The organism is Vibrio hepatarius, from assembly GCF_018860525.1.
In the GTDB taxonomy this organism is placed as follows: domain Bacteria; phylum Pseudomonadota; class Gammaproteobacteria; order Enterobacterales; family Vibrionaceae; genus Vibrio; species Vibrio hepatarius_B.
The window spans coordinates 18,487-33,787 of sequence record NZ_JAHKPM010000067.1 but is presented as its reverse complement, the minus strand read 5'-3'; the positions used below and the strand labels follow the sequence as shown (position 1 = coordinate 33,787).

General features: G+C 40.1%; 15 protein-coding genes and 1 tRNA gene. 7 read left to right on the top strand and 9 right to left on the bottom strand.

What is annotated here, in order from left to right; all coding sequences use genetic code 11:
- Positions 1-57 precede the first annotated feature (57 nt).
- The 3 genes from KO511_RS20355 to KO511_RS20345 all read left to right on the top strand — a co-directional run bounded on the left by KO511_RS20355 (position 58) and on the right by KO511_RS20345 (position 2,401).
- Entirely contained in the window at positions 58-369 is a 312-nt protein-coding gene (locus tag KO511_RS20355; RefSeq protein WP_215989220.1) for a hypothetical protein, read from the top strand.
- 55 nt (positions 370-424) lie between these two features.
- Entirely contained in the window at positions 425-763 is a 339-nt protein-coding gene (locus tag KO511_RS20350) for a hypothetical protein (protein WP_215989219.1), read from the top strand.
- Positions 764-1,132: 369 nt separating this feature from the next.
- Positions 1,133-2,401 carry an HAAAP family serine/threonine permease gene (locus KO511_RS20345; protein WP_215989218.1) on the top strand — a complete coding sequence of 423 codons (1,269 nt, stop codon included), beginning with the start codon at positions 1,133-1,135 and terminating at the stop codon, positions 2,399-2,401.
- 102 nt (positions 2,402-2,503) lie between these two features.
- Here the strand turns inward: KO511_RS20345 and KO511_RS20340 are convergent, their stop codons facing one another.
- The 5 genes from KO511_RS20340 to KO511_RS20320 form a co-directional block, all read right to left on the bottom strand.
- The gene (locus KO511_RS20340) at positions 2,504-2,779 is read right to left on the bottom strand and encodes a putative quinol monooxygenase (RefSeq protein ID WP_215989217.1); all 276 of its coding nucleotides are present in this window, start codon (positions 2,777-2,779) and stop codon (positions 2,504-2,506) included.
- Between the two features lie 8 nt (positions 2,780-2,787).
- Positions 2,788-3,168, bottom strand: a complete 381-nt coding sequence (locus tag KO511_RS20335) for a VOC family protein (protein ID WP_215989216.1) — start codon at positions 3,166-3,168, stop codon at positions 2,788-2,790.
- Positions 3,169-3,306: 138 nt separating this feature from the next.
- A complete protein-coding gene (locus KO511_RS20330; RefSeq protein ID WP_215989215.1) occupies positions 3,307-3,543 on the bottom strand; it encodes a hypothetical protein in 237 nt (78 codons plus the stop codon).
- Positions 3,544-4,172: 629 nt separating this feature from the next.
- A tRNA-Gly gene (locus tag KO511_RS20325) sits at positions 4,173-4,246 on the bottom strand.
- A gap of 132 nt (positions 4,247-4,378) precedes the next feature.
- On the bottom strand, positions 4,379-5,788 hold the full coding sequence (locus KO511_RS20320; protein WP_252724478.1) for a transporter substrate-binding domain-containing diguanylate cyclase: 1,410 nt from the start codon (positions 5,786-5,788) through the stop codon (positions 4,379-4,381).
- A gap of 308 nt (positions 5,789-6,096) precedes the next feature.
- On the opposite strand from KO511_RS20320, the gene KO511_RS20315 reads away from it, so the two are divergent.
- The 3 genes from KO511_RS20315 (at position 6,097) to KO511_RS20305 (ending at position 10,115) form a co-directional block, all read left to right on the top strand.
- A complete protein-coding gene (locus tag KO511_RS20315) occupies positions 6,097-7,329 on the top strand; it encodes an L-lactate MFS transporter (RefSeq protein WP_215989214.1) in 1,233 nt (410 codons plus the stop codon).
- Positions 7,330-7,524: 195 nt separating this feature from the next.
- Positions 7,525-9,882, top strand: a complete 2,358-nt coding sequence (locus tag KO511_RS20310; protein WP_215989213.1) for a fatty acid cis/trans isomerase — start codon at positions 7,525-7,527, stop codon at positions 9,880-9,882.
- A 41-nt stretch (positions 9,883-9,923) separates the two neighbouring features.
- Positions 9,924-10,115: a hypothetical protein gene (locus tag KO511_RS20305; RefSeq protein WP_215989212.1), complete on the top strand. Its 192-nt coding sequence runs from the start codon at positions 9,924-9,926 to the stop codon at positions 10,113-10,115.
- An 84-nt stretch (positions 10,116-10,199) separates the two neighbouring features.
- Here the strand turns inward: KO511_RS20305 and KO511_RS20300 are convergent, their stop codons facing one another.
- Positions 10,200-10,610: an RNA-binding S4 domain-containing protein gene (locus KO511_RS20300; protein ID WP_215989211.1), complete on the bottom strand. Its 411-nt coding sequence runs from the start codon at positions 10,608-10,610 to the stop codon at positions 10,200-10,202.
- Between the two features lie 102 nt (positions 10,611-10,712).
- On the opposite strand from KO511_RS20300, the gene KO511_RS20295 reads away from it, so the two are divergent.
- Entirely contained in the window at positions 10,713-11,510 is a 798-nt protein-coding gene (locus KO511_RS20295; RefSeq protein WP_252724477.1) for a substrate-binding periplasmic protein, read from the top strand.
- A gap of 60 nt (positions 11,511-11,570) precedes the next feature.
- Here the strand turns inward: KO511_RS20295 and KO511_RS20290 are convergent, their stop codons facing one another.
- The 3 genes from KO511_RS20290 to KO511_RS20280 are packed head-to-tail and all read right to left on the bottom strand — an operon-like array spanning position 11,571 to position 15,292.
- On the bottom strand, positions 11,571-13,163 hold the full coding sequence (locus tag KO511_RS20290; RefSeq protein ID WP_215989210.1) for an ABC transporter ATP-binding protein: 1,593 nt from the start codon (positions 13,161-13,163) through the stop codon (positions 11,571-11,573).
- Between the two features lie 2 nt (positions 13,164-13,165).
- Positions 13,166-14,203 carry an ABC transporter permease gene (locus KO511_RS20285; RefSeq protein WP_215989209.1) on the bottom strand — a complete coding sequence of 346 codons (1,038 nt, stop codon included), beginning with the start codon at positions 14,201-14,203 and terminating at the stop codon, positions 13,166-13,168.
- Positions 14,204-15,292, bottom strand: coding sequence for a microcin C ABC transporter permease YejB (locus KO511_RS20280; RefSeq protein ID WP_215989208.1), 1,089 nt, complete (start codon positions 15,290-15,292; stop codon positions 14,204-14,206). It lies immediately after the preceding gene.
- Positions 15,293-15,301 lie beyond the last annotated feature (9 nt).

Genomic DNA, 15,301 nt, shown 5'->3' with positions numbered 1-15,301 from the left:
GAGTAGTTAAAAGTACAGGGAGTAATAGTACAGATTAAACAACATACAGGTGTATACATGGTGACAATTGAACTCGAAGATTTAAATGCTCTGCTGCCAATACTGGGCGAGATCTGCGTAGCAAGTGACGTGGAGTTATGCTTCCAAGGACATTTTTTATCAATAAAAGATGTACAGCCTTTAGTCTCAAACGTTCAACAATCTGGGCAAAGTCGCACAGTGGAAACACACTATCAAGTAACGTTAGGATGTGGCGAAGCGTTGATTTTTCCAATCATTGAAAATAGACCTGTGATTACCAAAAGCGTAATAGAAACGTTGATCTCTATACCAGAATTTACTCTTTCACAAACAGCCAATTTGGCGTAACTAACCATCATTTAAAATCATTACGCACAAATAATCAGTGTTTAAGGGAAAGATTATGGATAAAGAATTAATTAAAAAACTCGAAAAGACTGGGCTGACTAGTGTCAAAAATGAACTAATGTCAAAAGCAAAACAGGCTGAAAGAGAACTAGTACTTCATGCTTTGGTACAAAAAGCAAAAAAGATTTCTTTCTCACTAGAATCAACTCAGGCAAGATCTGTAATAACGGCATTGAGCGTATTTACCACAATCCCTAATTCTGCATCAGCTGAAAGAGCACTTGAACACTACAGTAAACTCAGTGGTAGAGAACAACTTGAATTCAGAGAACAGATATATGCTCAGTTTATACGTCAATCAACGATGTTTAATAAAATTATAGAAAAAAACTAATGTGACAAACAGCAGAGCTCTGTTACATGTCCTTTTTTAGAGGAAAATGACGACGATCTCCAGTTTCATCTTAATAGTGTTCAATACCAATCACTCGTTATTCCTAGATCCGAGTTCCCGCTAAATCATCGGTAGGAAAACCAATCCGATAGCCAAATAGCCAAATAGCCGAAAATCTATCTCTCTAGTCTTTAACATCCAACCTATTAACATAAACAACACTAAACACCTACACTAACGACTAACACAGTAGTAATGATTAATAAGTATTCAGTTGAATCTATTTAACATTTTACTTCGTGAGTTGGATCACCATAATGTATAAATTGCATGATAATTATTAACAAAATATATAGCCTTTGCGACTCCATGATAGACAAAGGTAACGCGCAAGTGAGCGACATTCAAAATACGTTAACAGCTAAGAAAAGTACGTGGACATCCTATGACACTCAATGGGTTCTGAGTTTATTTGGCACTGCAGTCGGTGCAGGTATTTTATTTTTACCCATTAACTTAGGTATAGGAGGAATGGTTCCATTAATCATCATGGCCATACTTGCCTATCCAATGACTTACCTAGCACACCGCGGTTTTACCCGCTTTGTTCTCTCCTCTCGCAGACCTGATGCCGATTTTACCGATGTAGTGGTCGAACATTTTGGCCCGGCCGCTGGACAGGGTATCTCTCTACTCTATTTTCTCTCAATTTTCCCGGTTCTACTAATATACGGGGTTGGTCTCACCAATACCGTGGATAGCTTCATGGTTAATCAAGCAGATATGGCCTCTATGCCCCGAGCTTGGCTGTCTGGTGTTTTAGTCGCTGGATTGATTGCCATCATGCTAGCCGGTGAGAAAGCGATGCTTAGAGCATTCTCAATAATGGTTTATCCATTAGTTGCCATTTTGCTATTTTTGTCAATTTACCTGATGCCAAGCTGGCACGTACCTGAATTCATCATTCCATCATTACCTTCTTTAACCAGTACTTTATGGCTAGCCACTCCTGTGGTGATTTTTTCCTTTAGCCATGTCGCCGCTCTTTCTTCATTCGCTCATGCTCAACGTCGACATTACGGCAAAGAAGCTACTTCTAAATCGGAAGATATCGTTCGACGTACCAGCATAATGCTGATTGTGTTTGTTATGTTATTTGTTATCTCTTGTATATTAACACTGTCACCCGATCAATTAGCACAAGCTAAAGAGCAGAATGTATCGGTTTTATCGTATCTAGCCAATGCTACAGATAATCCCTTTATTGCAACGCTTGGGCCCATTGTCGCCTTTATTGCAATCACTTCTTCTTTTATTGGGCATTTTTTGGGTGCGCGGGAGAGTCTAATTGGTATGTTGACAAAAAGTACTTCTCTTTCTCAACGTCACGCACATGGTATATGTATATTAGTGCTCTTTTTAAGTATTTGGGCTGTATCCATTATCAATCCAAGCATTTTGGGGATGATGGAGGCATTATCTGGCCCTGTAATTGCCATGATTCTGTTTATAATGCCTATGATTGCGGTCTACAAAGTAAAAAGCTTGCATATTTACAAGGGTAAATTATCCACTTTCTTTGTGCTCGCAACAGGTGCCGTCGCGGTAAGTGCTTTAGTGTTTAAGTTAGTGCAGTAGTTCTGACTTTCAGTCTGAAGAACATAACGAATCGATAACTAAAACAAAAAAGGACTGATAGTTTCCAGTCCTTTTTAACTCAATGAATAAACTTCGAGCAAATCATTCAAACACTTCATAGTAGCGCTGAACATGAGTGGTTATTTTTCCCCATTGAGATGCTTTGACTCGTTCTTGGTGATAGTCAAAAGCTGCCCTATCGATAAACGCTTCATAAACGTCAAAACGCAGCGGATTTTGCGAGTTTTCAGTCACCTGAAAAATAATACAGCCCTCTTCTTCTAACGTAAGGCGTTTATGGTCGATAAGTTCACTGTTAACCAATCCCAATTCTGATTCAGGGACCAAAATAAAGCCCTTTAAAACGACTTTTGACATCAATATCCTTATTGTTCAATATGAGTAGCGCAAAGTTTATTGCCAGCAGGATCTCGCAAATAAGCCAAATATAATTTCCGCCCTCCGCCTTCACGTATACCAGGAGGCGCTTCACACGCTGTGCCACCATTTTCTAGACCAGCGGCATGCCATGCATCCACCAGTTCAGGACTGCTGACTTTAAGCCCGATTGTCATTCCATTGCCATGAGTCGCCTGTTCGCCATCTATGGGGTTGGTAATACCCAATACACCCTCCTTTGTTACATAGAGGCAGCGACCTTTGTCATCAATTATACCTTCTGAATATCCTAAAACGACCATCACGGCATCATAAAAAATTTTGGATTGATTAATATCATTTGCGCCGACCATAACGTGACTGAACATTGCTATTCCTTTTTTAGCTATGAAGTTAAAAATACTGTGCAATATGAAACACATAATGTCTAGCGATAATAGTGATAAGAAGCCAAGGTTTTTATCGTTCTACTATCCGTAATACAGCCTACCTGTATTCATACATGATTAATATTGGGGCAAAAACCGTTTCCACTTAGCTAGGGAAAAGGGGTATTCGCCCGTCACATCAACCGTTGAATACCAGCTCTGTTTTGCACCAGTATTAATGCCCTGATAATTAAATATCAGCTTAGAGACCAACCTATCACCACTCCAATCAGTAACCACCTCCACATTCACCAACTGGTAGCCGTTGGGGTTTGGACCACTTGGGTTGGGGTTAAAACACAAGTTCTGCAACAAACTGGCGCATGCTGTCTTCTGAATCGGTAATTAGGGTATACACTTCATTGTTGTCGACATTACTCAGCAGCCAGTTCATCTCTCGCGCCACATACTCATTTTGGGGTTGGCCTAGCCCTTTAAAGAATAATGGATTTAATTCGGTATCTTGATTGAGCCAACTGACACGTGGAGTTGCCTGTCAGAGCATTCGTTTGCCAACCTTTCTTGGCTAAGGCCATTTTTTTTCTTAATAGTTTCAAGGATTCACTATTTAAGGCAATGCGTCCATGGTTTGTTTCCATAACAAGCACTCAGTTTATAATCTTGTGCTGTATAGAACAAAATATAACCGCCCCGATCAAGTATCACTAGTTGCTTACAAGAGGTATTTCAAACTTAAATTGATTACTTTTTAAGTACCACTAGTAAATTACCAGTAAAACCATTGCTTTTAATACATTTGAGAAAATTAATTATTTGAAGTAATAAAAGATCATAACTAAGAGGGGAATAAAAAATAAATATTTATAGATAATCAATAAAAAGGAATATGGTAGATTTTAAACAACATTTAGAAAGGCTAATACTGAAAATATTATTATTTCTATCAGAAATAATAATTAATGTGCTTCGAATGGGGAATAAATTGGAGCGTGCAGTGGGAATCGAACCCACATCATCAGCTTGGAAGGCTGAGGTAATGCCATTATACGATGCACGCCGCATCGCTGGAACACGTCTAATATGCCACAGTAATATGAAAAGAAAAGTTTTTTTTCGCTATATTGGTCCGTTTGATTGCTTTGTGCGCAAACTGGCCTTTTTTCAACCTCAGCAATGCTTCAATAGCGCATTAAGTCGCCATATTACGTACTACAGCTCTATCTTTTCCTTGTTCTTTGGCTTGATACATTAAATCATCAGCATCTGACAGCTGTATATCAGCGCTTGAGTTTGGATAATAGGCGCAGCCTAAACTAAGTGTCACCTTGTGAGGCGCTTGGCCGTCAAAATCAAGATTTCGAATCAAATCACAGATAGAATGGGATAACTCTTTGACTCTCAGCTCATCTTGGTTGTTCATGACTAAAGCGAATTCTTCACCCCCAATTCGCCCCAAGAGCTGTTCTGAACCTGCACTACCTTTAATCGTCTCAGCAACTGTTTTAATAACATGATCGCCAACTTGATGACCATAGGTATCATTGATCATTTTAAAATCGTCTATATCAAATACCATAACACACACATCACCCGGCCTACCAAGTCGCTCATGAAACTCCGATACAAAATGCCGACGATTACTCAAGCCTGTCAAATAATCCGTTTCCGACAATTTTTTTAATTCTTCATTTGCCTCAGCCAGCTCACGAGTTTTCATCCGCACAGAATACCTAAGAGCAACAATATATAATGCAGCACCAACGACAGCTATCGCGATTAAAATTGGCGCTAAATAAGCAGGATACACGGTATTTATGTGCATCCAGCGGCTGAGTATCCTTTGTTTTTCGCTTATCGTGATCGCTTCCTGACCATTGGTGACCTGATCCTGTAGGACCTTATTGCCCTCTTTAACCGCTGCTCTAAGATCGCCTGAATAAAGGTTTCTTACACCAATAAAAGCATTGGCTTTATTGCTGGTGAGCAAATAAAAATTACCCACCTGTAGATCAGCTACAAAGGCTGAAATCTCCCCACTAAATGCAGCATCAATCATTTTTTGGTTATTTCTAAATGATACCAGATTGAGGTTTGGATAAGTTAGGCGAGTAAACTCTTCTTCGTATCCCCCCGATACAACCCCTACCTTATATTCATGTAAACCTGACATAAACTCGTTTAGATCCAAACCAATCAATTCTCGGCTTATATACATCTGGGTATCGATGGTGATTATCGAAGGTGTGTAATCTAGATAGGCTTCCCTTCCTTCAGACCACAAAAGACCTGCATGTACATCTGCTTTTCCGGTTCTTACTGCTTCTAATGAATCATTCCAATCAAGTAGAAGGAATTCAACTTCAATGCCATTGTTCTGAGCGTAAAGTTTCCAATAGTCGATTAGAATGCCAGCTGGGTTCTGATCATCATCTATATAAGAAAATGGTTTCCACGCTTTGGAATTGGTTACAATCAAAGGTTTTGGTTGTAACTGCTCAGCGATTAAATTTATCGGAAACAACAAGGTGCAAATAAATAGACTAATACGCACCATCACATTGCCCTTTGAACATGGTTTGTTATTCCTTAATTGAATCATTTAGGTCGCTTACTTTTTCCTGCTTTTTGTACGCACAAATGACATAATTGATATTTATAATACTAGTAGTAAATCACCTATGCGCCAGCTTGCTAATTTATCATTCTCAAGGTGAAAAAGGCTGAACTGTCAACATTTGCATAAACACCACTTGTAGAAAAGTATTCCATACAAAAAAGTGATTTCAATCACTTCAATATTGGGTATAATCCGCGCCCATTACGCGTTTTGTTGATAAGCGCAAACTAAATTTGAATAAATCTACCTTAACGTTGGCCTCTGATTAAAGAGGTAAAATGAGATGAAAAATGAGCAAGATTGATAAAGCGACACGAATACTATTAGCTGGATTCTGTATCAACCTTTGTCTTGGCATTCTGTATGCCTGGAGCGTATTTAATAAAGCCTTAGTTACTGAGTCAGGTTGGAGCGCTGCTGAGGCTTCATCACCCTATGCCATTGCGACCATTACCTTTTCAGCTTGTCTTCTTATTGCTGGGATCCTCCAAGACAAAATGGGCCCACGTAAAATCCTTATCCTTGGTACCACTTTGACTGGATTTGGCATGATAGCATCTGGTTTTGTAAGCTCTCCACTGATGTTAAACCTCACCTTTGGTGTGTTGACAGGTGCTGGAATTGGCTTTGGTTATGCTTGCCTATCTCCGTCAGCAATGAAATGGTTCCATTCATCGAAAAAGGGAATGGTTAACGGCCTCATAGCCGCCGGATTTGGTCTGGCAGCTATTTATCTTGCGCCACTGACATCAGCTCTAATAAATAGCATGGGTTTTCAATCTAGCTTTATTGTACTCGGGATTGGGATTTTAGCTATTACTGTCCCTCTTGCGGCGACAATCAACAATCCACCTACTGGCTATACACCAGCCTTACCAAACAATAAAACCGGTAATTCCTCAGCTAAGTGTACTAATACTCATGATCTCACTTGGAAGTTCATGCTGAAAACGCCTCAGTTTTACTCACTATGGATCATGTATGCGTTTGCGGCATCCGTTGGTCTTATGATCATTGGAAACATTACTACAATCGCCAGTGTACAAGCAAACTTACCAAATGCAGTTTATCTAGCGTCAATCCTCGCCATATTTAACTCTGGTGGCCGAGTTGTAGCTGGCATCCTTGCTGACAAGATTGGTGGCATCAAGACTTTATTGCTGGCTTTTATTCTGCAGGGTATCAATATGGTTTTGTTTGCTACATTCGATAGCGAGTTCACACTGATTATTGGAACTGCCATTGCTGCAGTCGGTTACGGTACGTTATTGGCTGTATTCCCAACGATTACCGCTGAGTTCTATGGCCTTAAAAACTACGGGACTAACTACGGAGTGCTATACACAGCATGGGGAATCGGAGGTGCAATTGGTGCAGCAGTAGTAGGGCTTTCTGTGGCTAATGGTGAGAACTACAATCTCGCATATACGATTTCTGCTTTCATGATGGCAACCTGTATTGCGATAGCTCTTTTCACCAAGCCGATCTCAATGGCCAAGCTAGGCCGATTAAAAGGCGCCTAACTACATATATAGCAAACCACTATTCTAACTCTCCAAAGGCTTAACAGAAATGTTAAGCCTTTTTTATTGCAAAAAAACAAACGAACGCTTTGTCATCAAAACTTGTGGCTTATAGCGTTGGGGGTGGTGATTTATTTGCTAATTCAGTATCCTTCTGCTGCAATTATTACACTGGTTTGAGTCATTATTTATCCTATGAATATACGTAAACTTTTCATTTCCTCACTTATTACTGTATTTGCAGGTTGTGCCTCTTATGCAGGGCTTAATTATGACAAACTATTTGGTGATGCCTACCCCAGAGAGAGGCTCACCAAAGTATCTAACACATCGAGCGAGTTTTTTCTTAACAAGGTCAAACCTATCATAGATAACCGCTGTGTTGTCTGCCATGCTTGTTATGATGCGCCATGCCAATTAAAGCTGTCTTCTACTGCTGGAATTGATCGCGGCGCAAGCAAAGCAATTATTTATCAAGGTTCGCGTCTGGCTGCCGCAACTCCAACTCGCTTATTCGAAGATGCTCATAACACATCTGAATGGCGCGCTTTTGGTTTCCACCCTGTGCTTAATGAAAGACAGCAGTCACCGATTGCCAATATAGAAGCTGGGTTGGTAGCAAAAATGCTGATGCAGAAGCAAAAACATCCTCAACCTGAACAAACACAATTGGAAGGGTTTGATTTTTCAATCAATCGAGAACAGCAGTGTCCCACAATCGAACAATACAATAAATACGAAGCCGAGTACCCCGACTGGGGAATGCCTTATGGAATGCCTAATTTAACTTCGGCAGAATATTCAACTTTGATGTCGTGGCTTCAAGATGGCGCCATTATGAATAACCCACTTCCGGTGACCCTCAAACACCAAAGTTTAATCAATAACTACGAATACTTCTTAAATGCAGGTTCAAGTAAAGTACAACTTATGGCAAGGTATATCTACGAGCACCTATTTCTATCACATTTGTACTTTTCTGAACTCAATGAGACCACGCCACGCTTCTTTACCTTAGTTCGCTCTTCAACGCCACCAGGGCAGCCAATAAATCGAATATCCACACGACGCCCTTATGATGATCCAAAAGTCAATCGAGTCTATTATAGACTGATTCCCGTCGAATCAAGCATCGTCGATAAAACACATATGCCTTTCGCATTGAATAAGCAACGCCTATCTAATTGGCAACAATGGTTTATCGATTCAAAATATGATGTCGCTAAACTACCCGACTATTCAGTTGAAGTGGCAGCAAACCCAATGACCGCTTTTATTGATTTACCAGTAAAAGCACGTTTCAAGTTCATGCTAGATAATGCACAAAATACCATTAACGCCTATATCAAAGGCCCAGTATGCCGTGGTCAACTGGCACTCAATGTCATTAACGACCGTTTTTGGGTATTCTTTTTAGACCCAGATAAATCGGATGTGCCCGAAGTAAACGAGTTTTATCGCTCTCAAGCCGACAATCTTAGACTTCCAGGCGAACTAGAAAGCAATGCCGTTCCTATCACAAACTGGGTGAGTTATGCTCGTCAGCAAGCTCGGTACCTAAAAGCAAAATCAGAATTTATCAATCATTGGTTTGAAAACGGGAAAAACTTAACGACCGATGTCATTTGGACAGGTAATAAAACAAATCCAAATGCTGCATTAACCGTCTTTCGACATTTTGATAGCGCTTCTGTCGTACAGGGGTTGGTTGGAAAACCGCCCAAAACAGCTTGGATACTCGATTATACTTTAATTGAAAGAATTCATTACTTACTCGTTGCTGGGTTCGACGTATATGGAAACTTCGGTCATCAATTAATGACACGTATGTTTATGGATTTCCTCCGTCTCGAAGGAGAAAGTAATTTTGTGGCTCTATTACCAAAAGATATTCGACATGCAGAGCAGTCGAGTTGGTACAAAAACCAAAGCACGCAACTTAATGACTTTCTCCAGCGTAATATAAAACCATTTAATCAACCAAGTCAGGTCCCTTACCAGTCTGATAACCCAAAGCAGGAGCTGTATAACATACTAAAGACACATCTTTCTCCTGTTTTAAATAGCCGCTACTCAATTAAAAATACCGGTCTATCTCCACAACACGAGGAGTCTTTGAGATCAATTGACAATTTAAAAGGAAAGAACGTCGTTTATTTCCCTCAAATTGTCACTTTATTAATCGAATCTAACTCAGGACAAGACCAAGTATTTACTCTACTGCATAATAACGCTCATACCAATATTTCTAGTTTATTCGATGAAGAGAATAACCGAGACTTCAATAATGACGATTTTACATTAGTTCATGGCATCATAGGTAGCTACCCAGCCGCATATCTTTCACTAGCTGAAAATGACATTCCACAATTGGTAAACATGATTAAAAAGATTAGGTCGGAACAAGATTACGTTAAGTTATTGGATAGATTTGCAATCCGAAGAAGCTCAAACAACTTTTGGCCTTTTAGTGACAGAGTTCACCAATGGTACAAAGAAAATCATCCTATCGAATTTGGCCTCCTTGACTATAATCGTTTTGAGAATAGATAAATCTATTCGGCCGGCCGTTTTGTTAACGCAGGAGGTAGGGCATGAGTATTCGGGATAGTATTCGAGCTATCGAGCAACACATATACATCGCTTGCTCAGAGGGTGATTACGACACTGTCCAAATGCTTGAACATCAATTAGAGTACTTGCGAGACAAAGCTGAGCACTCTAATAATAATGATGATTCCTATGCACCTGAAAGTAAGGTGCGCCCTGAAGGTTTTTGGTATTAAGTGTACAAGCCCCGTTCAAACTAACGGGGCTTTTTTATGTGTGAACGTTGAATGGGCCTAGGTCAACTACCTAGTTACTATTGCCTAGAAGAAATCAATATCAGTACGCCCTATGTCATTTTTCTTTTTGCGCTTTTCTCGCTTCCCTTTATCTGCTTTCTCTGGTTTTGCCGCTTGCATATCATGATCACCACTGAATTCAGAAACACCACCTTCAGAGCTTTCTTGATCACTACTCTGATCATCACAAATCACGACATAAAACTCCTGATTAAACTCAAAAACATCACCATGATACATTTTTCGACGCTTTCTTGTCTCAAGATCACCATTAACGGCAACATAACCCTCCGCTATCAAGTGTTTTGCTTCACCACCACCACCAACTAAATTAGCCAGTTTAAATACCTTATACAACTCAACAGGCTGACTTGATACATCCACCCCAATCGCTTCAATTTCAATTTCTTGAGCATTTTTGTCGTCTTCTGTCATATTTTGCTTAAATTTAAAGGTGAAAAAAGCAAAGTCTAATGCCTATCGTGAAATAAATAAACTAAAGTTAGTACTAGAAGGAGCACATTAAAGGGATCCGCTTTGCTCAAATGGACAATCATTTTACTCATTGCTTCGTGGCGTGTCTTTGCTTTCGAACCACCCGTAAAAGTATTGGTTTATGGCGATGACGCATACCCTCCCTACAGCTATGTAGAAAATGGCATTTCAAAAGGCATCTATAGCGATATTCTTCGTCGGGTTTTTAAAGATATGCCTGGTTATCAAATTAAAATCGTACCCATACCATGGAAACGAGGGCTGAAAATGCTCAAGTCTGGACGAGGGTTCGCTCTATTCCCACCATACTACTACGCCGATAAACGATTTTATATCTCGCCATACTCAACGCCGATTTTAAATGAAGAAGTCGTTGTTTTTTGCAACAACGCCAGTGTTAAAGATCGTCCACTGAGCAAATGGCCAGCCGATTATTTGGGTTTGACTATTGGTGTAAATGAAGCTTTTTCACTAGGTGGCAATGAGTTTTGGAATGCCGTTAAAGCAGGAAAAATCACAGTATCCGAAGCTAAAGGGAGCCGACCCAGTCTTATCAAATTGTACGAGAATAAGATTGATTGCTACATGAATGACCGCTTGTCAATTTTATGGGAAATCAGGCGTATGACGACTGATGGGTTATTACCAAGTGATTGGAAGCTAACATTGGGAGCCGTCGTGAGTGCTGAACAAGGCTACTTAGGCTTTACTACAATTCAACCCGATAAATACCCCTATAAAGATGATTTTGTTACTACTTTTAATTCAGTGCTCACAAAACTAAAAGAGACTGGAGAGTTAGACGGAATTATAAAAGCTTATTTAGAGCAGGATCTATAATCAATATCCATTGAAGCCCTAACTCCATGTTTTAGGGCTGAAGCTTTTACTACTTTACACTCAAAATTTTGATAGCTCGACCAATTTACGCGTATAAGATTGCTGCGGGTTATCAAACAGGTCTAGTGTCTTCCCACTTTCGACAACTAAACCCTGCTTCATCACAATGGTATGATGACATAGCGACTTTACTACGTTTAGGTCATGACTAATAAATAAATAGGTCAAAGCATATTTTTGCTGGAGGGATTTCAATAATTCAAGTACTTGAGCCTGAACCGTACGATCAAGAGATGACGTCGGTTCATCAAGAAGAATGAAGTCAGGCTTGAGTACTAAAGCTCTTGCAATAGCAATCCTTTGTCGTTGGCCACCAGAAAATTCGTTCGGGAATCGGTAGCGCGTCTCTGGATCAAGGTCAACGTCTTCCATTGCGTCACAAATCATTCGCTCAATTGCCAATTCATCTAAGTCATGATGAACATAAAGACCTTCCCCAATGACTTGAGCGACAGACATTCTAGGATTTAATGCAGAAAATGGGTCTTGGAAGACAACCTGCATCTTACTCCGATATGGCAGCAACTCTTTTCGGCCTAGCCCCTGCAACTCCTGTTGCTGATAGCGTATTGAGCCTTCGGAATTGACCAAGCGTAGAATTGCCATACCAGTGGTTGATTTACCAGAGCCGCTTTCGCCAACTAAACCCATAGACTGACCACGTTTTAGGTCAAAGTCCATGTCGGTAACCGCTTTAATATGCGACACTACCCGTTTAAATAACCCACCCGTGATTGGAAACCAAACCTTGAGCTTATCGACCGTTACAAGGCTTTCAGGTTCATCCATTACATCTACAGGTAAACCTCTAGGATCCGAATGAATAAGTGTTTGAGTATACGGGTGCTGAGGGGCTGAAAATAATGAGTAACAATCCGCTTGTTCAACCAGTTCACCATTTTGCATTACAGCCACTTTATCAGCAATTCGGCGAACAATACTTAAGTCATGGGTAATAAAGAGCATCGCCATGCCTATTTCTTTTTGTAAATCTCTAAGTAAGTCCAATATTTGCGCCTGAACAGAGACATCTAGCGCTGTCGTAGGCTCATCTGCAATCAACAGCTCCGGCCTGTTTATTAATGCCATTGCGATCATGACTCTTTGTCTTTCACCACCAGATAACTCATGTGGGTAAGCTTCGATCTTCACTTCCGGATAACGAATCCCTACTCTTTCAAGCCAGTCAATCGCGAGTTTTTGCGCGTTGTTTTGACGAACACCGCTGTGTATCGCCAATGTTTCCACCAATTGACGTCCAACTCTATGTAACGGATTAAGAGAGACCATCGGCTCTTGGAAAATCATGCCAATACGCTTGCCCCGAATACCTCTTAATTCACGTTCAGAACAGTTAAGTATGTCTGAGCCATCAAAGTCAATAGAACCCCCTAAGTAATGAGCAGATCCTTTAGGTAAAAGCTTGAGTATGGCGTTTGCTGTGACTGATTTTCCCGAACCACTTTCACCTACTAATGCTAATGTTTCTCCTTGAGAAATGGTAAACGATACATCTTTTGTCACCTGTTCGATATTTTTACCAACACCAAACCCTACTGACAAATTGTTCAATTTAAGTATTTCTTTTGCCATAGTTAGCTGCCTTGATGGTGAGGGTCAAAGGCATCTCGTACTGCTTCACCTATAAAGACCAAAAGGGTAAGCATAATAGATAATACCAAGAAAGCTGAAAAGCCCAGCCAAGGGGCCTGTAAGTTCGCCTTACCTTGAGCCAGTAACTCTCCTAAAGAAGGTGAACCAGCAGGAAGACCAAATCCCAGAAAGTCCAAAGATGTCAGAGTGGTCACTGAACCTGATAATATAAAAGGCATCATAGTCAAAGACGCTACCATCGCATTGGGCAACATATGCTTTCTCATAATTCGACTATCACTCACTCCCATAGCTAGTGCAGCTCTAACATAATCAAAGTTTCGACAACGCAAGAATTCAGCCCTCACTACTCCGACCAAACTCATCCAACTAAACAACACCATAATACCCAGCAGCCACCAAAAATTTGGTTCGACAAAGCTGGATAAGATAATCAACAAAAACAGTGTTGGCATCCCTGACCAAACTTCAATAAAACGCTGTCCAAACAAATCTAACCAGCCACCGTAATACCCTTGTGTTGCGCCAACAATGACGCCAATAACACTCGAAATCACAGTCAGGATCATGCCAAATAGCACGGAAATTCGAAAACCATAGATAATGCGTGCAAGTACATCACGACCTTTATCATCCGTCCCCAGCCAATTAACATTATCGGGAGCAGAAGGAATAGATCCGGATGTATTATAGTGGATACTACTATAGCTAAATCGAATAATAGGCCAAATCATATAACCTTTTTCTTCAATTAACTCTACGACATATGGGTCTTTATAATCAGCTTCGGTTTCAAACTCACCACCAAAAACGGTTTCGGAATACTGAGTGACAATAGGAAAATACCAAGCATCTTCATATTCAATTAGTAACGGTTTGTCATTGGCAATTAATTCAGCAAATAAACTGGCGACAAATAACACCATAAATAGACACAGCGACCAGAAACCACGTTTGTTGGCCTTAAACCTGTACCAACGTGCCTGATTTAATGGATTAGTCACCTTGTTTTTCTTCATTTAACGGGCCTCAAAGTCTATTCTTGGGTCAACCCAAGTGTATGTTAAGTCTGAAATAATACTCAACACCAAACCCAATAATGTCATGATATAGAGTGAACTAAATACCACTGGATAGTCTCTTTGGATAGTGGATTCAAAACCGAGTAAACCGATACCTTCGAGTGAAAAAATAACTTCAATCAGCATTGAACCTGTAAAGAATATACTGATAAATGCTGCAGGAAAGCCAGCAATAATAATCAGCATAGCATTACGAAAAACATGCTTATACAGAATGCTGCTCTCATCTAAACCTTTGGCCCTAGCGGTAACAACGTATTGCTTATTAATTTCATCAAGAAATGAATTCTTAGTTAACATACTTAAAGTAGCAAACCCTCCAATTACCATGGCGAGTATTGGCAAGGTCAAGTGCCAGAAATAATCAATAATTTGCTCATACCACAGCATTTGATCAAAATTACTTGAAACAAGGCCACGTAATGGGAACCAACTAAAGTAATTACCGCTAGCAAATAAAATAATCAGTATAATAGCAAACAGAAAACCTGGTATCGCATAGCCTACAATCACCATAGCACTCGACCAAATATCAAATCTCGACCCATGATGTATTGCTTTCATTACACCTAAGGGGATCGAAATAAAGTAGATAATCAGTGTGCTCCACAAGCCTAAAGAAATAGAAACAGGTAAGCGTTCAACAATTAAATCGATAACATTACCACCTTTAAAAAGGCTTTCTCCAAAGTTAAAGGTCGCATAATCTTTAAGCATATCTATGTAGCGCTCAAGGATAGGTTTATCAAAACCAAACTGTTTTTTAATTTCTTCAACGACTTGAGGGTCCAACCCTCTTGAACCCTTATATCCACTTAGGCTAACATCGTTTTCTAAATCAAGAGAAACTTCACTACCCCCACCTGCAAAACGCTCCATAATTCCGGAACTGTGCCCTTCAATTTGAGCAATGGCTTGCTCGACTGGGCCGCCTGGAGCTATTTGAATAATAAAAAAATTAATCGTTATAATCGCCCATAAAGTGGGGACAACCAATAATAGTCGGCGAAAGATATAAGCTGTCATATATATCCC

Coding starts and splice junctions, on each gene's coding strand:
- KO511_RS20290 (WP_215989210.1), bottom strand. CDS start 13,163: ATGGCAAAAGAAATACTTAAATTGAACAATTTGTCAGTAGGGTTTGGT.
- KO511_RS20300 (WP_215989211.1), bottom strand. CDS start 10,610: ATGACAGAAGACGACAAAAATGCTCAAGAAATTGAAATTGAAGCGATT.
- KO511_RS20285 (WP_215989209.1), bottom strand. CDS start 14,203: ATGAAGAAAAACAAGGTGACTAATCCATTAAATCAGGCACGTTGGTAC.
- KO511_RS20305 (WP_215989212.1), top strand. CDS start 9,924: ATGAGTATTCGGGATAGTATTCGAGCTATCGAGCAACACATATACATC.
- KO511_RS20355 (WP_215989220.1), top strand. CDS start 58: ATGGTGACAATTGAACTCGAAGATTTAAATGCTCTGCTGCCAATACTG.
- KO511_RS20310 (WP_215989213.1), top strand. CDS start 7,525: ATGAATATACGTAAACTTTTCATTTCCTCACTTATTACTGTATTTGCA.
- KO511_RS20350 (WP_215989219.1), top strand. CDS start 425: ATGGATAAAGAATTAATTAAAAAACTCGAAAAGACTGGGCTGACTAGT.
- KO511_RS20320 (WP_252724478.1), bottom strand. CDS start 5,788: ATGATTCAATTAAGGAATAACAAACCATGTTCAAAGGGCAATGTGATG.
- KO511_RS20340 (WP_215989217.1), bottom strand. CDS start 2,779: ATGTCAAAAGTCGTTTTAAAGGGCTTTATTTTGGTCCCTGAATCAGAA.
- KO511_RS20345 (WP_215989218.1), top strand. CDS start 1,133: ATGATAGACAAAGGTAACGCGCAAGTGAGCGACATTCAAAATACGTTA.
- KO511_RS20315 (WP_215989214.1), top strand. CDS start 6,097: ATGAGCAAGATTGATAAAGCGACACGAATACTATTAGCTGGATTCTGT.
- KO511_RS20335 (WP_215989216.1), bottom strand. CDS start 3,168: ATGTTCAGTCACGTTATGGTCGGCGCAAATGATATTAATCAATCCAAA.
- KO511_RS20280 (WP_215989208.1), bottom strand. CDS start 15,292: ATGACAGCTTATATCTTTCGCCGACTATTATTGGTTGTCCCCACTTTA.